Here is a 17,641-nt window from a genome sequence, read left to right as displayed (position 1 = left end):
ATACTGCGCGCATGGTCAACCCTGCCCTCAGCCATCCGGACATTGCCCGCCTGTTCCGGGCCGTGCACGTCCTGTGCTGGCCCTGGCTGTTCTGGCAGCTGAGGCAGCTGATCCGCTGGGGGCTGGAGACCGGCAACACCACGGTCCTCATCTCGGTCTCGCGCTGGGGCCGGCTGCAAGTGCGCTATGCGGGAAGGCCCGCACCCCCGCGCCCGGATTACCGTCCGTTATCTGACTATATCGATCAGCCTACGCACATCCCGGACGCCTGCCTCGCGCGCCTTGATGCCTGGCCGCCGCTTGCGCAGGCCGGCCGCGTCCTTGCCATCGTCAAACCCCACCCGCCCGGCCTGAAACCGGCCGCCGCCGCGCCCTTCTGCGACACGTCCTGACTCGCGCACACACGTAAACCCCAGCACCGCCCCCGGCCTGCCCTCGCAGCGCCGGGCGCCGGTGCTGGCCGGCATTCAATTCAGCGCTTCAGGCCCAGCTCTTCCATCGTGCGGATCGCCTTGGCCGCCGAAACACGCACCAGATGGCGCCCCTTCTCATCCCGCCAGTCCGCCTCGACAAAGCCGGACGTCTTGCCCCGAGAGATCAGCCGCCCCTCAATCGTGATCAGCCCATTGGGCACGGGCCGGAAGATGCGCGTCTGCAATTCGGTCGTCGTGAACCACTCGCCTTCTTCCAGCGCGCTCGCCATCGTCATGGATACGATGTGGTCGGACAATCCCGCCACCCAGCCGCCAAACGCCCGGTCCGGCCCGATATCGCGGCTGCCATCATTGGGCCATTCATAGCGCACCCGGCCATAGGACACCTCCTTCAGCCACTCATGGGGCCGGATGCCGAGATTGCGGATACCGGGCGGCAAATCCCATTCCCCCGATCGCAGACGCTGGAAGAAGGCCGTCTGCTGGGCAGACATATCGGTGCGGGTGGTCATGTCGTGTACGGATCTTTCTGGAGCATTCTCTATCAGCGAGTGCCGTCATCCCGGAATTTGCGCAGCAAATGTCCGGGACCCAGCCTTGCATGTTGTTGTCTGAGGCCCTGGGTCCCGGTCTTCACCTGCGGTGAAACCGGGATGACGACCACATCCCTGCGGCACGCGAGGAGCAGGTCAGGTCACCGTCGCCCCGCCATCGACCACCATCATCTGCCCGGTCATGTACGCGCCCGCCTTCGAGGCGAGATAGACCGCCGCCCCGGCCAGCTCCTCCGGCTCGCCGATGCGCTTCAGCGGGGTGCCGGTGAGGGCGCGTTTCAGGGTTTCGGGGTTCTCCCACAGGGCCTTGGCAAAGTCGGTCTTGATCAGGCCCGGCGCGATGCAGTTGACGCGCACATTGTCCGCCCCGAACTCGGTCGCGAGGTTGCGGGCGAGCTGGAAATCGGCCGCCTTGGAGATGTTGTAGGCCCCGATGATCGGGGTGCCGCGCAGGCCGCCGATGGACGAGACGATGATCACCGCGCCGTCTTTCCGCTCGCGCATCTGCGGGGCGCACATCTGGATCAGCCAGTGATTGGAGATGATGTTGTTCTGCAGGATCTTGGTGAAGGCATCATCGCTGATCCCTTCCATCGGGCCGTAATAGGGGTTGGAGGCCGCATTGCAGACGACAATGTCGATCTTGCCGAAGGCGGCATTCGTTTCATTGACTAGATTCTGGAGGTCGTCCTTGGACGAAATATTCGCCGGCACGGCAATCGCGGTGCCATCGCCATGCTTTGCGTTGATCCCGGCGGCCACTTCCTCGCACGGCCCCGGCTTGCGCGAGGAAATCGTCACGCGCGCGCCCTGGTCGGCAAAGGCTTCGGCAATCGCCTTGCCGATGCCGCGGGACGAGCCCGTGATGATCGCGGATTTTCCGGTCAGGTCGAACAGGCTCATGGGCATCTCCCTCATCTCTTCTGGTGTTTTGGCGTCTGCTGTGTTGCGGCGGCACGCTAGGACGTCCGCCGCCTGCCCGCTAGGGGGTGACGCGGCGTGAACCCGCCTGCCTTGCGCGCGGGCGCTTGCAGGTTCATGGCTGGGGAAAAGAGAGGGAGGTTCCCATGATCCGCATTGCCGCCGGCCTCGCCGCCGCGCTCATCCTCGCCGCCTGCGCCACGGCGGAGACGCCGCCGCCAGCGCCCTCAGCTGCCGCCCCCGCCTATGACGCAGACCTCGCCGCCCGCCTTGGCGCGGATGAATACGGGATGCGCCCCTATGTGCTGGTCCTGCTGATGACCGGCCCGATGGACGCAGAGATCCGCGATCCTGAAACCCGGGGGGCCATCTTCGCGGGCCACTTCGCCAACATGCAGCGCCTCTCCGATGAGGGCCACCTGATCCTCGCCGGGCCGCTCGGCGGAGAGAATGGAAGGCGCGGCCTGTTCCTGTTCAACACAGCCGATGTGGAGGAAGCCCGCAGCTGGGCGGCAACCGACCCGGCGGTCGAGGCGGGCATCTTCACGCTGGAGGTGAGCACCTGGTACGGCTCAGCCTCGCTGCTGCTGACACCGGAGCTGCACAAGACCCTCCAGGCGCGCGGCATCACGGACTGATCCGGCAATAAACCTCAGGCGAGGTCCCACGCCTTCAGCAGGATGTCCGCGAGCTTTTCCGTCCGCCGGCGGACGACATCAGGCGTCCACGCATCCTGATCCATCAGGTCGCGCGTCAGGGCAAATTCCTGCCCGCCGCCGCCATTGAAATAGATTTCCTTCTTGGCCCGGTAGTCGAGCCGGTCGGCCAGCTGGTTCACCTTGTTGGTCAGCAGCACGAAATTGCCGATCGTGTCGCACTGTTCGCGCCGCTTCACAGGGTCCGGCCAGGTGATCATCCAGTGGCTGTCCTCGGGCGGATTGCGCGGCAGCACGTGCTCCACCGTGGCGTCCGATTCCGGCGGGATCGTCTTGCCACCGGCAATCGCCGCATTCAGGCGCAGCGCAATTGCGCGCCGCTGGCCATAGGTGCCGAACCGGATTGTCAGCCGCTCGCGGATCTTGCGGGTCTCGTCCCGGTTTGGCGGAGACAGCGGGCCATTCTTCGCAAACAGCACCCGGTCATTGCGCACCGCCTCGCCGATGCGGGACAGCTTGCGGTTCCTCAGCTCACGGTCATGCACCATGATCTGCGAGATATAGGAAAGCCGCTCCAGCGCCGCGAAGAATTGCCCGGCCATCGGATCGGCAAGGCCGCGCTCGACCACGAACTGGATCGCCGGCGCCCGCCAGGTCTTGTGCTCCAGCGCGCGCAGCTGGTTGATACTGTCGAGCACGCCCTCCGGCGCCGCGCCGCTTTCATCCTGCCCGGTCTCGATCACGCGGAAGGCGGCGACATAGTCCGGCAGCATGTCATCGAGGAAGCGCCGAGGTTCGATCCGGGCAAGGACGGCCTTCTGGAAGCCGGCAAACAGGTCGCCCTTGGGCGAGCGGTCATGGATCACCCGGATCTGGCGCAGGAGGTCATCGAGGCCGCTGCCGCCGAGGCGCGCTTCATATTCAGCCCAGCGTTCGGCATAGCTTGCGGCCTCTGCCGGGCTGAACCGCGCCCGCTGGAACAGCTCTGTCTTGATGATGTCATGGGCGCCGGGTTCCTTGCCGCGCGTGTTCAGCACACGGAACACCTTGAACCCCTGGTCCTTGTTGTCGACCACCACCTTCACCAGCGCGCAGCCGCGCGTGACCACATCCGCCAGCGCCCGGCGCTTTTCCGGCGCCATGTCGCGCAGCTCCCGGTGGAAGGCGGCGGCATTGGCGAGGATCTTCTGCTGGCTCTCGCTTTCGCCCGGCTCATTGTCGAGCTTCAGCGTCGCGCCGGGCGTCTGGATCGTGTCGCGGAAGAAGGCGCCCACCTCATAGTTCAGCGCAATGCGCCAGTTGGCGCCCTCGCCCAGCAGCGGGCGTTCCTCATCCGCGATCAGCCGGTGCAGCTCGGCGGCACGCTCGGCATCCTTCTCCAGGTCGCGCAGCACACAGAGCAGGATGGTCAGCGTCGTCAGACGCTGCTGGCCGTCGACCACTTCAAGATAGCCCGGCTCATCCCCGTTCAGGAACACCAGCGCGCCGATGAAATGCGCGATGGCCGTCTCCATCGCATCGATCAGGTCGCCCAGCAGGTCGAGGGCTTCGCGCTCCCCCCAGGAATAGCTGCGCTGGTAGTGGGGCATCCGCAGGCATTCGCCCGGGGCAAAGACTTCGCTCAGCGAACTTTCCTGCGCGCGCACGCCAAGTTGCATGGAATTCCCCTCTACACGTCCCTCTCCCTAGCCCTTGCCAAACCGGTCCACAACGCGAGATGAACACCGCGCAATGCAGAAGCCCTCAGGGTGTGACAGGAGAGTAACGTATGCGCCTGGTCCGGTTTGCCGCCGCTGGAGAAATCCGGTTCGGCCATCTTGAGGGGGACACTGTTGTTCCCATTGCAGGAGAGACCTTCACCGAAGCCCTCGCCGGGCGCGAGCGGGGCGCGCCGCTGGCGCTGAGCGCGGTCCACCTCCTCTCGCCCGTACCCCGGCCGGGGAAAATCCTCGGCATCGGCGTCAACTATGCCGCCCATGCGGCGGAGAGTGTCAGCTTCGTCAACACGGCAAAGCCCGACGTGCAGAAATGGTTCAACAAGCAGGCCACCGCGATCAACGGCCCCTACGCGCCCGTGCACCTGCCGAAGGTCTCAGCCCAGCTGGACTATGAAGGCGAACTGGTCGTGGTGATCGGCCAGCATGGACGCCACGTTCCGCCAGAGCGCGCGATGGAGATTGTCGCCGGGGTGACAGTCGGCTGCGACTATTCGGTGCGCGACTGGCAGAAGGCGAGCCAGACCATGCTGATGGGCAAGGGCTTTGACACCCATGCGGTGATCGGCCCCGCCATCGTCACCCTCGATGAGGCCGGCGACCTGAACGATCTGGAGATCGCCACCTTCGTCAATGGCGAGCGCCGCCAGGATGGCACCCCGCGCGACATGATCCACGACATCCCCGCCCAGATCGCCCATCTGACGGCGGCCTTCACGCTGGAGCCCGGAGATGTGATCTTCACGGGCACCCCTGCCGGCGTCGGGGCCGGCTATGATCCGCCGCGCTGGCTGAGGCCGGGCGACCGGGTGCGGGTGGAGATCAGCGGGCTGGGCCATGTCGAGAACGAGATCATCACAGAGCCGGCCTCAACCGCGCGGATTGGTTAACGCCGGACGCCGTTTTCCCTGTGGAATTCAGGCCGCGCGCGGGCGCCTGCCTTGTTTCCGCCCCCGCCGGATGCGCAGTAGCGGCAGGCTGGATCGTCCGGTGTTGCGCAATTGCCACGCAGGCCAGCCTGCTTGCCGGATTGCGCAAATCTATCCAAACGCCAGCATTTCGTTAACTTCTTTTGAGATAATGTTAAGATTCGAGGGCTGATTACGGGTGCTGACCGGATGACGATTGTATTGATCTTTCTTTATCTCGCGGCCGGGGTGGGCGTGGGGTATGGCCTCTTCGCGCTGACAACCATCGGGCTGCCGCTGTCGGTGTCCGGCGGCGCGGTCACCGCAGCCCTGCTGATCCAGATCCATGTGCTCGTCCGTTCAAGCCGCACGGCCAGGCAGATCAATGCCCGGATCGACACGGTGGAGCGCGATGTCACCGACATCGGCCGCCGGCAGGATGTGGTGGAGGCGCGCACCGAAGCGGTCGAGGAGACCATCAAGGTCGAGCTGACCGAGCGCCGCGATGCCCTCGTCAGCGAGATGCGCCAGCTGGAAGGCCTGATCGCCAAGCTGACCCAGACCTTCGAGACCCGCCTGACCGACAGCCAGACCCGGCAACGCACCATGCCGGTCGAGGATGCGGCGCTGCGCGATGTGCGCGATGCCCTGAAGGATGGCCGGGTGGACCTGCACCTGCAGCCCATCGTCTCGCTGCCCCATCGCCGGGTCGCCTTCTATGAGGGCTTCACGCGCCTGCGCCGGCCCGATGGCAGCCACATCACCCCGGCCGATTTCCTCGATGCCGCGCGCCGCGCCAACCTGATGGGCGTGATCGACAATTTCATGCTGTTCCGCTGCGTGCAGATCGTCCGGCGCCTCGCCGAGCGCGACCGCCGCGTCGGCGTGTTCTGCAATGTCTCGACGGCTTCGCTGGAAGACCCCACCTTCTTTCCGATGTTCTATGACGTGATGACCGAAAACCGCGACCTGTCCGGCTCGATGATCTTCGAGATTGCCGCCGACCGGTTCGAGAACCGCTCGCCGGCCATGCGCGCGAACATGGACCGGCTGACGTCGCTGGGCTTCCGCTTCTCGATCGACCATGTCACAGGGCTCGACCTCGACCTGCCGCGCCTTCAGGCCGCCGGCGTGCGCTTCGTGAAGATCAATGGCAGCCAGCTGATCGACCAGCTGCGCGATCCGCGCGGGCCCCGCCCGCAGACCGCGCTCAACCGCAAGCTCAGCGCCGCAGAAGTCGGCGCCGCCTTCACCCGCTATGGCATCAACCTGATCGCCGAGAAGATGGAGGATGAGGCCAGCGTGGTCGAAATCCTCGAATTCGATGTGCCCTATGGGCAGGGCAATGTGTTCAGCGCTCCGCGTCCGATCAAGAACTCGCTGATGGAGGACACCGCCCCGCCGCGAGAGCTGATCGAGCGCCTGTCGAACTATCACTGACGAATTGCCCCTGACGGGCGGCGCGTTTGCAGGTCAGGTGCATCTTGATTTTGCCGGGATTTGAGCGCCCTCTTGAGGGGCAATCACATCTCGGGTGGACAGGATGAAACAGGCGCTTCTCGCAATCGGACTCACTGCGGTGCTCGGCGCCTGCGTCTATTCCAGCGAGACCGTGCGGCCGGAGCCAGCCGCCCTCGCCATCCCCGCGCCCCCGGCTGCCATCGTGAAGGCCCCCGGCTACACCGTGCTAACCGCCATCCTGCCGGATGCGGCCAGCGAGGGCCTGCCGCCCGCCATGCTGGACCCGATGACCGAAGGCGTTCCGCTGCGCCTAGATCTGACGCTTCGCCCGCCGCTGGAGCCTTCCTTCGTGCAGGTGAACGGCGCTTACATCTCCGCGGGGACATGCGAATTCGGGCCGGTGCCGGCCACCGGCATCCTGGTGCCGACAGGGTCCTATCACATGCTGCTGGACGTGGAGCTGGGCGCACGCGAGACCCATCCGGCGAACCTTCTCTCCTGCGAATATAATCCTTCCGCGCTCGGCTCGGATGATCCGCCCGCCGTCTGGCGCCTGCGCGGGTGTTTCCTGCCATTGCCTGTGTCGATTCCCACGGCGGTTGTCTGGGCGCTGAACCCGCTTCCGGCAGAGGCCTGCGGCATCGGCGATTGACCGCGGCGCAGGCTCAGCCTACCTCGCGCGGGCGATGACCCCACCTTCCTTTCCGGCCGGACTGTCGGCCCTTGCCGAACGCTATGACACGATCCTCTGCGATGTCTGGGGCGTGATCCATAATGGCCGCGCCGCCTTCACCGAGGCGTGCGAGGCGCTGGTGAACTTCCGCGCGGCCGGCGGCCGGGTGTGCCTGATCACCAATGCGCCGGTGCCCGAGGCTCAGGTGGTGCGCTATTTCGAGCCCTTGGGCGTCCCGCGCACGGCGTTTGATGCCTGCGTGTCCTCCGGCGACGCAACCCGGCGCGAACTCGCCGCGCGGCGCGACATGACCATCTGGCGCCTCGGCGCGGATGAGGGCTGGGAGCATGACCGCTTCCTTTATGACGGCCTCGACCTGCGCTTTGACGACAGCGCGCGGGCCGACCTCCTGCTATGTATCGGCCTGCGCGACCAGGTAAACGACCAGCCCGAAGACTACCGCGACGAGCTCAACCAGGGCACCGATCGCGGCCTGCCAATGCTGTGCGCCAACCCCGACCGGCAGGTGCGCATCGGCGGCAAGCTTTACTGGTGCGCCGGGGCGCTGGCCGACATCTATGAGGATCTCGGCGGCACGGTGATCTATCCTGGCAAACCTCATGCGCCGATTTATGAGCTCGCGCTGGAGCGCGTGGCTGCGATGGGCGCGCCGGCGAGGAATGTGCTCTGCATCGGCGACAGCCCGGCAACGGATGTGCGCGGTGCAAGGCTGCAGGGCTTTGACAGCCTCTATGTCGGCACGGGCCTCAAACAGCACGGGCCGGACTTCCGCGCGGAAGTGACGGACCTGCTGGCCGATTATGGCGAGCCGGCGACCTATGCGATGACCGGCCTGCGCTGGTAATCTCTCTGCTGCCGGGAGCGGCGCATTCCGCTCAGCCCCAAATCAGGATAGCCTGCCAGCAAAACTGCTGGGAGGCACCGCCATGACCTATCTGATCCTGGGTCTCGTCATCTTCTTCGGAACCCATCTGTTCAGCGCCGTGCGATCCCGCGCGCCGGGCAAGGACATCCGCGCGAAGATGGGGATGGGGCCGTATATGGGGCTTTACAGCCTGGTCGCGATCGCAGGCTTTGCGCTGATCGTCTGGGGTTATGGCGCGGCCCGCCCCGCGCCGATCCTCTACCAGCCACCGGTCTGGATGGCGCACCTCAACCTTGTGCTGATGCTGCCCGCGATGATCCTCTTGGCGGCGGCCTATGCCCCGACAGGCCGGATCAAGAAGGCCGCGAAACATCCGATGCTGGCGGCGGTGAAGATCTGGGCGCTGGGGCACCTGCTGGCGAATGGGGAGCTCAACTCCGTGCTGCTGTTCGGCAGTTTCCTCGCCTATGGCGTCATCGACCGGATCGCCTTGAAACGGCGCGGGGATAATGGCCCGGGGCCGGATACGCCCGTGTCGGCGATGGGCGATGTGGCCGCCATCGTGATCGGGACGGCGGCCTATGCCGCGATCCTCCTCTGGCTCCACCCGCTGCTGTTCGGCGTCGCTGCGCTGCCGGTCTGAACGACTGAGGCGCTCAGGCCCGGGCCTTGCGGGCGACCATTTGCTGCCAGATCAGCAGGAGCGGCGCGCCAAGCTCGATGGACATCCCGATGGCCTGCTCCGGCAGGCCGGGGCCCACAGCGCCCTGCGAGATGAAGCGGGCAACCCCGCCGACGAACAGGGCCGCGCAGATGATCGCGGCGGTACGGAACTGGCGCTCGATATCCGGGATGATGCTCCAGAGGAGCAGCGTGACGATGACATACATGCCGGAGAGATACCGGAACTGGTTGTCCAGCGCGGCGCCGGGATTGCCTTCAGGGTCGAGCCCGGCGGCGCCGTTCATCACCCCCATGACGGCAAAGGCCAGCGGAATGAGCGAGAAAAGCCCGAGCACGATCTGCAGGCCGAGTTTCATGATGGGGTCCCCCTTGGCGTCTGATGGGCGCCGGAGATGTGGCAGAAAATGACGGGGGCGTCATCTTGTGTTTCGGGCGGCGGGGTTAATTCAACGTAAGGGCGGTGTTCCGGCGCCGATCTGCCAGATTCCTGCCTCAATTGGCGCTGATCCTCGCGCATGGGAGGGCGTCAAGGAGCCATGAATGACCCCTCTCACGCCTTATGAAACACGACTTGATATCGCGCGCCCGAAGCTGAGCTTTCCGGTGCCGGACCCGCTTCAGGAAAGCCCATGGGAAGGCATTTTCACCGCGAACTTCCAGACGGGGCGCAGCTACCGCGTGCCTCTGAAGGCGGTGCTGCGCGTCAATGACTCGCTGCTCGACGGATCCGGCCGCTCGCTCGGCTATCCGCAGAACACGGCGGAAAAGAACCGCACCTTCAGCATCAGCGGGTCGCGGCGCCAGAGCTTCGTGGCCTTCGATATCTGGTTTGACCTCAGCAGCATCGCCCACAGGCCCTGGATGTGCGAAGGGCAGCTGAACGATTCCGGAGACCTGATCACCGGCAACTGGTCGATGCAGTGCCTCGACCCGCCGGAGTGCGCGTGCGGCGGCCCGTCGGGTCCGTTCGAGCTGAAGCGCGTTAGATAAAGACGGCCGTTTCCAAGACCCTCACCTCCCACGCCCTTCGGGCGCGGGCCCCCCCTCTCCCATTCACATGGGAGAGGGGGCAGTGGCGCTTGAGGCTGGGAGGTGAGGGCCTGCCGCCGCTTAGGGATAAAGCCGCACCGTTGCCCAGCCGCCGGCGTCCTTGCGGTAGAAGCGGAGGCGGTCATGCATCCGGAAGGACTGGTCCTGCCAGAATTCGATCTCCAGCGGCGCGAGGCGGAAGCCGCCCCAGTGCGGCGGGCGGGGGATGTCCTTGTCGTCGCCATAGATGGCCGAGATTTCGGCGATGCGCTGCTCGAAAACGGCCCGGTCGGCCAGCGGGCGGGACTGGTCGGAAGCGATCGCGCTGATACGGCTCTGCGCGGCGCGGGAGGCGAAATAGGCGTCGGCCTCCGCATCGGTGACGCGCGTGACGGAGCCGCGCACACGCACCTGCCGGCGCTGGCTTTTCCAGTGGAAGGCGAGCGCAGCAACGGGGCTCGCGGCGAGCTGCACGGCCTTGGTGCTTTCGAGATTGGTGAAGAAGGTGAAGCCGGCCTCGTCCACGCCTTTCAGCAGCACGATGCGCACATCCGGGCGGCCGTCTGCATCGACGGTGGCGAGCGACATGGCGTTGGAATCATTGGGCTCGGTCGCGCGCGCCTGCGCCATCCAGGCGGCAAAGAGCGCAATGGGATCCTCCGCCGCCGGGATCAGCGGACGGTCGCCCTCGGCAGCATAGTCCAACGCGCTCGGGGTGGGGGGGATGACGGAGGAGGACATGAGGGCTGGCCCCTTTTCGCGGTTTGTCAGGCGCTTTAATTCATATAGGACGGGGCCGGAGACCGCGAGGGGATAGCCTGTCACATGTCGCATAACACGTTCGGCCACCTATTCCGTGTCACCACCTGGGGGGAGAGCCATGGGCCGGCGCTGGGCTGTGTGGTGGATGGGTGCCCGCCGGGCCTCGCGCTGGACGCGGCGTTCATCCAGCAATTCCTCGACAAGCGGCGGCCCGGCACGTCCCGGTTCGTGACGCAGCGGCAGGAAGCGGACGAAGTGAAGATCCTCTCCGGCGTGTTCGAGGATGACCGCACGGGCGGCCCCGTGACCACCGGAACGCCGATCTCCCTGCTGATCGAGAATACCGACCAGCGCAGCAAGGATTACCGCGAGATCCGCGACCGCTACCGCCCCGGCCATGCCGACTATGCCTATGACCAGAAGTATCGCGTACGCGATTATCGCGGCGGCGGGCGGAGCTCCGCGCGGGAGACGGCTGCGCGGGTGGCCGCCGGCGCGGTGGCACGGCGGGTGCTGGGGGATGGTATCGTAATCCGCGGGGCGGTCGTGCAGATCGGGCCGCACATGATTGACCCTGAGGCCTGGGACTGGGCCGAGACGGAGAACAACCCCTTCTGGTGCCCGGACAAGGCGATGGCGGCGCAATGGGAGACGTATCTCGACGGCGTGCGCAAGGCGGGCTCGTCGGCCGGCGCCATCGTGCAGGTGGAGGCGAGCGGGGTGCCCGCCGGCTGGGGCGCGCCGGTCTATGGCAAGCTCGACGCGGAACTCGCCGGCGCGATGATGAGCATCAATGCGGTCAAGGGCGTCGAGATCGGCGCAGGCTTTGCTTCGGCCGCGATGAGCGGCGAGGAGAATGCCGACGAGATGCGCGCGGGCAATAATGGCCCGGCTTTCCTCGCCAACAATAATGGCGGCGTCGCGGGCGGGATTTCCACAGGGCAGGATGTGGTGCTGCGCCTTGCAATCAAGCCGACCTCCTCGATCCTCAATGATGTGCGCTCCATCACCCGCGAGGGCGAGGAGGTGGAGGTGCGCACCATCGGGCGGCACGACCCGTGCGTGGGCATCCGCGCCGTGCCGGTGGCCGAGGCGATGCTCGCCTGCGTGCTGGCGGATGCGAAGCTGCGCCATCGGGGGCAGACGGGGCGGTAAGACCAGCTCCTGTCGCTGTCACAAATCTTTCATCTAACTCTCATGCGCCCGTCATCGGCCCTCTGCTAGAGACGGGGCGGGTTCAAAAGATATGGGAGTTGGTCCGGTGGCGTTTGGCGGCATTGAGCTTTTTGCGCTTCTGGGTTTCCTGCTCGCGGCCTATTCCATCGTTGCCAATGACGCGATCCAGACGCTGGGCACGTTCCTGTCGTCCAACAGCCAGCGGCCCTGGTGGGTGCTGTGGCTGTATGCCTGTTCGATCATCGTGGCGGTGATGCTGTATGGCTATTTCGTGCTGAACAGCGACATCGCCTATGGGCGGCTGAACCGCATCCCCTATCCGGAACTGGGCATCCAGTGGTGGCACGCCCTGCCCCCGCTGGCGCTGCTGATCCTGACGCGGTTCGGCATCCCGGTCTCGACGACCTTCCTTGTGCTGACGATTTTCACCCTGACGGGCGGCGCCGCCACCGAGGGCGTGATGCTGGACATGCTGATCAAGTCCGGCGTCGGATACCTGGTGGCGCTGTTTGCCGGCGGGCTGGTCTATCTCGCGGTCGCCAATTCCTGGGAGCGCTGGATCCGGCGCACGATGGAAAACCCGGTTCCGATCCACTGGATCGCGCTGCAATGGCTGTCCACCGCGTTCCTATGGTCGCAATGGCTGATCCAGGACCTTGCGAACATCTTCGTCTTCCTGCCGCGCCAGACTGTGCAGAATGGCAGCGGCACGCAGGTGATGTTCGATCCCTGGATGCTGGTGTTTGCCACCATCGTGATGCTGGTGCTGCACGCCTGGATCTTTGCGCGGCGCGGCGGCGAGATCCAGAAGATCGTCACCTCCAAGACCAACACGACCGACATCCGCGCAGCGACGCTGATCGACTTCATCTATGGCGTCATCCTGTTCATCTTCAAGGATATCAGCGACGTGCCGATGTCGACGACCTGGGTGTTCCTGGGCCTGCTGGCGGGCCGGGAGATCGCGATTTCCTATGTCTCGGGCCTGCGCTCGCGCCGCGAGGCGGCGTTTGATGTGGGCACCGACATTGCGCGGGCAACCCTGGGGCTGGTCGTCTCCGTGGCGCTGGCCGTGGCCCTGCCCTGGGCGGCGACGGGCCGGCCGCCGACCTGGTAGGTCAAAAAAAGCCCCGGAGCGTTCTGCTCCGGGGCCTTCAAGGTTACCAGGTAAGTTTGGGAGGCTGTCGCCGCGGATCAGAAGCGGACCACGGCGCCGATCGAGATGACGTCCGCGTCGTTGTTGTCGCCTTCATACTTGGTGAAATCACCGCGCAGGCCGACCCGGTCGGTGAAGAAGTAACGGCCACCGACGCCGTAGGCGACGCCGTCAAAGTCTGCCGAGGCGCTGCCAAGACCCGGCGCGCTGGCGCTGAGTTCGGACCTGGCATAGCCGAGGCGGCCGAAGATATCGAACCGTTCGGTGACGGGCGCGCGCAGCACGCCGAAGGCGCCGATGGAGTGGTCGAGCTCGATCTTGCCGGGGCCGACATTGTCATCCTTGACGCCAATGGAGGCTTCGCCTTCCAGGCCGAGATAGTCGGTGACGAACCAGGTCGCGCGGCCGGTGAGGGCGCCGACGTCTGCGGGGCCGACATCAATGTGCGAATAGCTGCCGCCGACCTCGATATTGCTCTGGGCAAAGGCAGCGGGCGCTGCGATGAGGGCGGTGGCGAGAGAGACGAGTGCAAGTTTCATGTTCTGCTTTTCTCCGTGTTCTGCGCTTTCACGCTGAGCGCAGGTAACAACGGAAACGCCCCATGCCATCTTTCCATGCAGTCATGTGATGTTTCAGCGTGGCCGGTGTGGCCGGAAAAACACGCTAAATGACTGGCATTTAATGAAGGTGGCGCAATCAGGGCCGGCGCCAGGCGGTGACCTTGGTCAAAAAGGCAAGATTGCCTTTTTCCTTAATGAAACCGGCCTTGATGAGCGCCTCATCCAGCGGCCATGCAAGATACCCCTTGTAATAAGGCTCATGAAATCCATGCGGGAAATATTCGAGCAGACCGTCCAGACCCGGACGATCTGCGAACTGCAGGCTGTCGGCCAGAACGAACAGGCCGCCCGGTTTCAGTATACGGAATATCTCTGCAAGGACTTTCGGGCGCACCTTCGGGGGCAGCTCATGGAAGAGGTAGATCGACACGGCGATGTCCATGCTGGCGGCCTCGAGCGGCATGGCTTCGGCCATGTCCTCGATGATCTCCGCCTGCGGCCAGGGGGCGAGGCGGGCGCGGGCGGCTTCTGTATAAGAAGGTGAGAGATCAAGGCCGGCGGCCTTGAGCTTCGGCCAGATGCCGAGCACGGTTTCAAGGAAGAGGCCGTTGCCGCAGGCGACATCGAGGAGGCGCACCGCGCGCTGGTCTCGCCCGCGCAGCTCGCGCGCGATTTCGGCAAGGGCGGCGCGGCGCATGGCGCTGGCCGTGCCGGAGAACAGCGCCTCCACCTGCGTGTCATAGAGCGCGGCGCTTTCATCGGTGAACCAGCCGCCGGACTGATAATGGAAATTCTGGCGGTAATAGGCGGGGTAGCGGTTGGAGCCTTCCGGCAGGCTCGCGCGCACCTCGGTGCCGTCGCGGGCGAGGCGGCGGGCATCCACGGCGCGGACATCCTCCAGGAAGGCGCGGGCGGATTTCAGCGCGCGGGGCAGCCTTGTGATGCGCAGCTCATCGGGCGCGGGATAAAGCCCGGCTTCGACATTCAGCCGGTCCTGCACGAACAGCTCGATATAGGCGCGGCGAAGCTCTGCCATGTCCGGGGCGCCGCGCGTGGGGCGGAATTCCGGCTCGCCCGGCCGGTTGAAGCCCTCGGCGCGGCTGCGGGCGGCCTGCATCTGGCCGGTATACCAGGCCGCGCGCAGCCCCTGCCCGGCCGCATAGCGCGCCCGTCCGGCGGTTTTCGCTGCGAGATCGAGCCATCCCATGCACCAGATATGAGGCGGCGGGGCCCCGGCGTCCAGCCTTCAGGTCCGGTTCAGATTGACGGGCGCAAGAACGAGGAAATCTTGGAGGCGTCTCGCCTCAGCCGAAGGAGACCCGGATGCTCAGAGTTGCGATCCTTGCAGGCAGCGCCGGCCTGTTTGCCCTTGCAGGCACGGGCGAGGCGCACGCGCAGTATGGCTATGGATACAACACAATGCCGGTGCAGAATGTGCAGTGCCAGCGGCAGAAATCATCGGATGGCACCGCCGGCGCCGTGGTCGGCGCGCTGGCCGGGGCGCTGATCGGCGGGGCCATCGGCAACAATATCGACAATGACCGCTATGTGACCCAGTACCGCCGGCGCGGGCCCCCGGTGACGTATCGGGAACGCCGGTCGAATTCCGGGCCTGTGGCTGTCGGCGCGACGCTTGGCGCGGTGCTGGGCGGCGTGGCGGGCAGCGAGATCGGGCGCAATTCCGGGCCGGACTGCCAGGTGGCCTATGCGCCGTCGAACTATGTCGCTGTGCCCAGCGGCTCGATCCCGCAATCGACGCGCGGGCTCTATGGCGGGGCAGAAGTGATGCGCGGCGCGCCTGTCGCGACAGCGCCCTATCCGCACAGCCCGGTGGGGTATCCGACCTCCAGCTTCCCGTCCCAGCCCGCCCAGCCGGTCTATGCGCCGCAGACGGGGCATCAGGGCGGCTATCAGGGTGGCTATCAGGGGCCGGCAAGCGGGCCGGATGGCTGCCGGGTGATCCACCGCGAGACGCGGATGCCCGACGGGCAGGTGTTCCGCGATCCGGTCACCGTCTGCCAGGACCCGCAGACCGGGCAATGGGTGCTCGATGTTGGCGCCGGCGAGGAACTCTACGGCTATTGAGGCACGCTGACGCGCGGCGGGCTGCGCGGTTGCGCTTGTGAAAGCGGCATGATTGTGTGCGCCGTTAAATGACGGAGCCTCTTCTCATGCGCCTTTTCGCTTCCGCTGCCTTTTCGGCCCTTGCCCTGATGCTTGGCGCCTGCTCGCCCGCTTCTGCCCCTGCGGGCGATGAGCCGGCCGCCTCCGAGCGCGGGCTGATGATCGGCTCACTGGTGATCCTCGACGGGGTGGTGTTCATCCCGGCAGAGGGCCGCGATGTGACGGCTGGCTTCGGCACATTTGCAGCCAATGACCGGGCGGTGACCATTGTGGAGGCCGAGGCCCCGTTTGCGCAGGCCGTCGAGCTGCACACCCATGCGATGGACGAGGAAGGCCGCATGGCCATGCGCAAGGTGGAGAATTTCACCGTGCCGGCCAACGGCGTGCACGAGCTGCGCCGCGGCGGCGACCATCTGATGTTCTTCGGCATTGACCGCAGCCAGCTGGTCGAGGGCGAGCTGGTGCCGGTGATGGTGCGCGCCGAGTTCGAGGACGGGACGAATGAAGTCGTCCTGCTGAACCTGAAGGTCAGCCAGCTTTAAGGTCTCCGGGCGAGGACGAGGTATTCCCGGTTGCCGTCACCGCCGGTGACGGGGCTGGGGATCGGCGGCGCGGGCGGCCAGCCTTCAGTTTCCAGGAACTGCGTGAAGGCCGCGAGGGCGCGGGCGGTGGCGTCGTCATCGGTGACGATGCCGCCCTTGCCGACATGGGCTGGGCCGACCTCGAATTGCGGCTTGAACAGCGCGATGAGAATGGCCTGTGGCCCGGCGAGCGCGAGCGGGGCGGCGAGGACTTTGGCGAGCGACACGAAGCTGAGATCGCAGACGATGAGCTGCGGCGGGGATTTCATATGCGCGGGCGCAAGGTCGCGGGCGTTGAGGCGTTCGAGCGAGGTGACGCGCGGGTCTGCGGCGATGGTGGGATGCAGCTGGCTATGGCCCGCATCAATGGCGGTGACATGGGCCGCGCCGCGCCGCAGGAGGACATCGGTGAAGCCGCCGGTCGAGGCGCCGAGGTCGAGGCAGGTAAGGCCCGAAGGGTCGGTCCCGAATGCATCGAGGGCGTGGGCGAGTTTCAGCCCGCCGCGCGAGACATAAGGATGGGCGGCGCCGGCCTCGATCTCTGCGCTGCGGAACAGGGTTTCGGACGGCTTGGCCACGGTGCGGCCATCGGCGCGCACCTGGCCGGCCGCGATGGCGGCCTGCGCTGCGGCGCGGCTCGGGAAATGGCCGAGGGCGACGAGCAGCCGGTCGGCCCGGTCCTTTTCTGGCACGGAAGGGTCTGACATGCGGGGAGACTGCCCTATACTCACACCGGAATCGACAGGAGACCTCATCATGACCCGACTGTTACTCGCGGGGGCCGCTGCCCTGGCCCTCGGCGCCTGCGCGCATACGGCTGAGCATGGCGACCATGCCCACCATCATGGCGATCACGGCGCCGCCGAGGCGCACACGCCGGAACTGGCCGTTGCCAAGGCGACGATGCTGGGCGCCGACGGGCTGGAGATCGGCTGGGCGCGGTTCGAGCAGGGCCCGCATGGCGTGCTGATCCGGATGGAACTCGCCCCCGGCAGCCTGACGCCGGGCTGGCACGGGCTGCACCTGCATGAGGTGGGCGATTGTTCCGACCCCGGCAGCTACATGTTGTCCGGCGGGCATCACGGGAAAGCGCCTGGCGCGCATGGCCTGATGAACCCTGAGGGGCCTGAGGAAGGCGACCTGCCGAATGTTTGGGCGGCGTCAGATGGCTCGGCGGGCTATGAAGCGTTCACGACGCTGACCGAGCTGGTGCCTGCGCTGAACGGCGATGGGCTGTCGATCATCATTCACGCGAATGAGGACGACCATCGCAGCCAGCCGATTGGCGGAGCGGGTCCGCGCGTGGCGTGCGGCGTGGTGGCGCGCGCCGAGCCCTGATACCGGCAGGGCTTGCGGTCGCC

21 protein-coding genes are annotated in these 17,641 nt (G+C 66.1%); 13 read left to right on the top strand and 8 right to left on the bottom strand.

Going from position 1 to position 17,641, the window contains the following annotated elements:
- The first annotated feature begins 11 nt into the window (after window positions 1-11).
- The gene (locus ACK4SV_RS02090; protein WP_409916131.1) at window positions 12-392 is read left to right on the top strand and encodes a hypothetical protein; all 381 of its coding nucleotides are present in this window, start codon (window positions 12-14) and stop codon (window positions 390-392) included.
- Between the two features lie 80 nt (window positions 393-472).
- On the opposite strand, the gene ACK4SV_RS02085 is transcribed toward ACK4SV_RS02090, so the two are convergent.
- Window positions 473-946, bottom strand: a complete 474-nt coding sequence (locus tag ACK4SV_RS02085; RefSeq protein ID WP_409916130.1) for a PaaI family thioesterase — start codon at window positions 944-946, stop codon at window positions 473-475.
- 177 nt (window positions 947-1,123) lie between these two features.
- Complete coding sequence (locus ACK4SV_RS02080) at window positions 1,124-1,891, bottom strand: SDR family oxidoreductase (protein ID WP_409916129.1); 768 nt, start codon at window positions 1,889-1,891, stop codon at window positions 1,124-1,126.
- 164 nt (window positions 1,892-2,055) lie between these two features.
- Here ACK4SV_RS02080 and ACK4SV_RS02075 point away from each other — a divergent pair, with 164 nt between their 5' ends.
- Window positions 2,056-2,547, top strand: a complete 492-nt coding sequence (locus tag ACK4SV_RS02075) for a YciI family protein (protein WP_409916128.1) — start codon at window positions 2,056-2,058, stop codon at window positions 2,545-2,547.
- Between the two features lie 14 nt (window positions 2,548-2,561).
- On the opposite strand, the gene ACK4SV_RS02070 is transcribed toward ACK4SV_RS02075, so the two are convergent.
- Window positions 2,562-4,223, bottom strand: coding sequence for a DUF262 domain-containing protein (locus ACK4SV_RS02070; protein WP_409916127.1), 1,662 nt, complete (start codon window positions 4,221-4,223; stop codon window positions 2,562-2,564).
- Window positions 4,224-4,333: 110 nt separating this feature from the next.
- On the opposite strand from ACK4SV_RS02070, the gene ACK4SV_RS02065 reads away from it, so the two are divergent.
- The 5 genes from ACK4SV_RS02065 (at window position 4,334) to ACK4SV_RS02045 (ending at window position 8,851) form a co-directional block, all read left to right on the top strand.
- Complete coding sequence (locus ACK4SV_RS02065) at window positions 4,334-5,170, top strand: fumarylacetoacetate hydrolase family protein (RefSeq protein ID WP_409916126.1); 837 nt, start codon at window positions 4,334-4,336, stop codon at window positions 5,168-5,170.
- Between the two features lie 228 nt (window positions 5,171-5,398).
- Window positions 5,399-6,628 carry an EAL domain-containing protein gene (locus ACK4SV_RS02060; RefSeq protein ID WP_409916125.1) on the top strand — a complete coding sequence of 410 codons (1,230 nt, stop codon included), beginning with the start codon at window positions 5,399-5,401 and terminating at the stop codon, window positions 6,626-6,628.
- Between the two features lie 103 nt (window positions 6,629-6,731).
- Window positions 6,732-7,301, top strand: a complete 570-nt coding sequence (locus ACK4SV_RS02055) for a hypothetical protein (protein ID WP_409916124.1) — start codon at window positions 6,732-6,734, stop codon at window positions 7,299-7,301.
- A 34-nt stretch (window positions 7,302-7,335) separates the two neighbouring features.
- Window positions 7,336-8,187 carry a TIGR01459 family HAD-type hydrolase gene (locus tag ACK4SV_RS02050; RefSeq protein WP_409916123.1) on the top strand — a complete coding sequence of 284 codons (852 nt, stop codon included), beginning with the start codon at window positions 7,336-7,338 and terminating at the stop codon, window positions 8,185-8,187.
- 82 nt (window positions 8,188-8,269) lie between these two features.
- Window positions 8,270-8,851: an NnrU family protein gene (locus ACK4SV_RS02045; protein WP_409916122.1), complete on the top strand. Its 582-nt coding sequence runs from the start codon at window positions 8,270-8,272 to the stop codon at window positions 8,849-8,851.
- 13 nt (window positions 8,852-8,864) lie between these two features.
- On the opposite strand, the gene ACK4SV_RS02040 is transcribed toward ACK4SV_RS02045, so the two are convergent.
- Window positions 8,865-9,248, bottom strand: coding sequence for a DUF4345 domain-containing protein (locus tag ACK4SV_RS02040; protein WP_409916121.1), 384 nt, complete (start codon window positions 9,246-9,248; stop codon window positions 8,865-8,867).
- A 184-nt stretch (window positions 9,249-9,432) separates the two neighbouring features.
- On the opposite strand from ACK4SV_RS02040, the gene ACK4SV_RS02035 reads away from it, so the two are divergent.
- A complete protein-coding gene (locus ACK4SV_RS02035) occupies window positions 9,433-9,882 on the top strand; it encodes a hypothetical protein (protein WP_409916120.1) in 450 nt (149 codons plus the stop codon).
- A 120-nt stretch (window positions 9,883-10,002) separates the two neighbouring features.
- On the opposite strand, the gene pdxH is transcribed toward ACK4SV_RS02035, so the two are convergent.
- Window positions 10,003-10,662, bottom strand: coding sequence for a pyridoxamine 5'-phosphate oxidase (gene pdxH / locus ACK4SV_RS02030; RefSeq protein ID WP_409916119.1), 660 nt, complete (start codon window positions 10,660-10,662; stop codon window positions 10,003-10,005).
- An 84-nt stretch (window positions 10,663-10,746) separates the two neighbouring features.
- Here pdxH and aroC point away from each other — a divergent pair, with 84 nt between their 5' ends.
- Entirely contained in the window at window positions 10,747-11,838 is a 1,092-nt protein-coding gene (gene aroC / locus ACK4SV_RS02025) for a chorismate synthase (RefSeq protein WP_409916118.1), read from the top strand.
- Between the two features lie 91 nt (window positions 11,839-11,929).
- A complete protein-coding gene (locus ACK4SV_RS02020) occupies window positions 11,930-12,976 on the top strand; it encodes a hypothetical protein (RefSeq protein ID WP_409916117.1) in 1,047 nt (348 codons plus the stop codon).
- Between the two features lie 77 nt (window positions 12,977-13,053).
- Here the strand turns inward: ACK4SV_RS02020 and ACK4SV_RS02015 are convergent, their stop codons facing one another.
- Both ACK4SV_RS02015 and ACK4SV_RS02010 read right to left on the bottom strand, forming a co-directional pair.
- Window positions 13,054-13,554 carry a porin family protein gene (locus tag ACK4SV_RS02015; protein ID WP_409916116.1) on the bottom strand — a complete coding sequence of 167 codons (501 nt, stop codon included), beginning with the start codon at window positions 13,552-13,554 and terminating at the stop codon, window positions 13,054-13,056.
- A 157-nt stretch (window positions 13,555-13,711) separates the two neighbouring features.
- Window positions 13,712-14,782, bottom strand: a complete 1,071-nt coding sequence (locus ACK4SV_RS02010; protein WP_409916115.1) for a class I SAM-dependent methyltransferase — start codon at window positions 14,780-14,782, stop codon at window positions 13,712-13,714.
- A 116-nt stretch (window positions 14,783-14,898) separates the two neighbouring features.
- Here ACK4SV_RS02010 and ACK4SV_RS02005 point away from each other — a divergent pair, with 116 nt between their 5' ends.
- Both ACK4SV_RS02005 and ACK4SV_RS02000 read left to right on the top strand, forming a co-directional pair.
- Window positions 14,899-15,660, top strand: a complete 762-nt coding sequence (locus tag ACK4SV_RS02005) for a glycine zipper domain-containing protein (protein ID WP_409916114.1) — start codon at window positions 14,899-14,901, stop codon at window positions 15,658-15,660.
- 86 nt (window positions 15,661-15,746) lie between these two features.
- Window positions 15,747-16,241, top strand: a complete 495-nt coding sequence (locus ACK4SV_RS02000; protein ID WP_409916113.1) for a copper chaperone PCu(A)C — start codon at window positions 15,747-15,749, stop codon at window positions 16,239-16,241.
- Here the strand turns inward: ACK4SV_RS02000 and ACK4SV_RS01995 are convergent.
- Complete coding sequence (locus tag ACK4SV_RS01995) at window positions 16,238-16,987, bottom strand: TlyA family RNA methyltransferase (protein ID WP_409916112.1); 750 nt, start codon at window positions 16,985-16,987, stop codon at window positions 16,238-16,240. The two genes, ACK4SV_RS02000 and ACK4SV_RS01995, sit on opposite strands and share 4 nt — an antisense overlap.
- A 49-nt stretch (window positions 16,988-17,036) precedes the next feature.
- On the opposite strand from ACK4SV_RS01995, the gene ACK4SV_RS01990 reads away from it, so the two are divergent.
- Window positions 17,037-17,618 carry a superoxide dismutase family protein gene (locus ACK4SV_RS01990; protein ID WP_409916111.1) on the top strand — a complete coding sequence of 194 codons (582 nt, stop codon included), beginning with the start codon at window positions 17,037-17,039 and terminating at the stop codon, window positions 17,616-17,618.
- The last annotated feature ends 23 nt before the right edge of the window (window positions 17,619-17,641 follow it).

Origin of the sequence: Hyphomonas sp. (assembly GCF_046313735.1) — a bacterium.
Taxonomy (GTDB): domain Bacteria; phylum Pseudomonadota; class Alphaproteobacteria; order Caulobacterales; family Hyphomonadaceae; genus Hyphomonas.
This window is presented reverse-complemented; position numbering and strand designations above follow the sequence as displayed.

What these genes read in the sequence shown, in the direction of transcription:
- ACK4SV_RS02090 (WP_409916131.1), top strand. Translation starts at nt 12, where the DNA reads ATGGTCAACCCTGCCCTCAGCCATCCGGACATTGCCCGCCTGTTCCGG.
- ACK4SV_RS02085 (WP_409916130.1), bottom strand. Translation starts at nt 946, where the DNA reads ATGACCACCCGCACCGATATGTCTGCCCAGCAGACGGCCTTCTTCCAG.
- ACK4SV_RS02080 (WP_409916129.1), bottom strand. Translation starts at nt 1,891, where the DNA reads ATGAGCCTGTTCGACCTGACCGGAAAATCCGCGATCATCACGGGCTCG.
- ACK4SV_RS02075 (WP_409916128.1), top strand. Translation starts at nt 2,056, where the DNA reads ATGATCCGCATTGCCGCCGGCCTCGCCGCCGCGCTCATCCTCGCCGCC.
- ACK4SV_RS02070 (WP_409916127.1), bottom strand. Translation starts at nt 4,223, where the DNA reads ATGCAACTTGGCGTGCGCGCGCAGGAAAGTTCGCTGAGCGAAGTCTTT.
- ACK4SV_RS02065 (WP_409916126.1), top strand. Translation starts at nt 4,334, where the DNA reads ATGCGCCTGGTCCGGTTTGCCGCCGCTGGAGAAATCCGGTTCGGCCAT.
- ACK4SV_RS02060 (WP_409916125.1), top strand. Translation starts at nt 5,399, where the DNA reads ATGACGATTGTATTGATCTTTCTTTATCTCGCGGCCGGGGTGGGCGTG.
- ACK4SV_RS02055 (WP_409916124.1), top strand. Translation starts at nt 6,732, where the DNA reads ATGAAACAGGCGCTTCTCGCAATCGGACTCACTGCGGTGCTCGGCGCC.
- ACK4SV_RS02050 (WP_409916123.1), top strand. Translation starts at nt 7,336, where the DNA reads ATGACCCCACCTTCCTTTCCGGCCGGACTGTCGGCCCTTGCCGAACGC.
- ACK4SV_RS02045 (WP_409916122.1), top strand. Translation starts at nt 8,270, where the DNA reads ATGACCTATCTGATCCTGGGTCTCGTCATCTTCTTCGGAACCCATCTG.
- ACK4SV_RS02040 (WP_409916121.1), bottom strand. Translation starts at nt 9,248, where the DNA reads ATGAAACTCGGCCTGCAGATCGTGCTCGGGCTTTTCTCGCTCATTCCG.
- ACK4SV_RS02035 (WP_409916120.1), top strand. Translation starts at nt 9,433, where the DNA reads ATGACCCCTCTCACGCCTTATGAAACACGACTTGATATCGCGCGCCCG.
- pdxH (WP_409916119.1), bottom strand. Translation starts at nt 10,662, where the DNA reads ATGTCCTCCTCCGTCATCCCCCCCACCCCGAGCGCGTTGGACTATGCT.
- aroC (WP_409916118.1), top strand. Translation starts at nt 10,747, where the DNA reads ATGTCGCATAACACGTTCGGCCACCTATTCCGTGTCACCACCTGGGGG.
- ACK4SV_RS02020 (WP_409916117.1), top strand. Translation starts at nt 11,930, where the DNA reads ATGGGAGTTGGTCCGGTGGCGTTTGGCGGCATTGAGCTTTTTGCGCTT.
- ACK4SV_RS02015 (WP_409916116.1), bottom strand. Translation starts at nt 13,554, where the DNA reads ATGAAACTTGCACTCGTCTCTCTCGCCACCGCCCTCATCGCAGCGCCC.
- ACK4SV_RS02010 (WP_409916115.1), bottom strand. Translation starts at nt 14,782, where the DNA reads ATGGGATGGCTCGATCTCGCAGCGAAAACCGCCGGACGGGCGCGCTAT.
- ACK4SV_RS02005 (WP_409916114.1), top strand. Translation starts at nt 14,899, where the DNA reads ATGCTCAGAGTTGCGATCCTTGCAGGCAGCGCCGGCCTGTTTGCCCTT.
- ACK4SV_RS02000 (WP_409916113.1), top strand. Translation starts at nt 15,747, where the DNA reads ATGCGCCTTTTCGCTTCCGCTGCCTTTTCGGCCCTTGCCCTGATGCTT.
- ACK4SV_RS01995 (WP_409916112.1), bottom strand. Translation starts at nt 16,987, where the DNA reads ATGTCAGACCCTTCCGTGCCAGAAAAGGACCGGGCCGACCGGCTGCTC.
- ACK4SV_RS01990 (WP_409916111.1), top strand. Translation starts at nt 17,037, where the DNA reads ATGACCCGACTGTTACTCGCGGGGGCCGCTGCCCTGGCCCTCGGCGCC.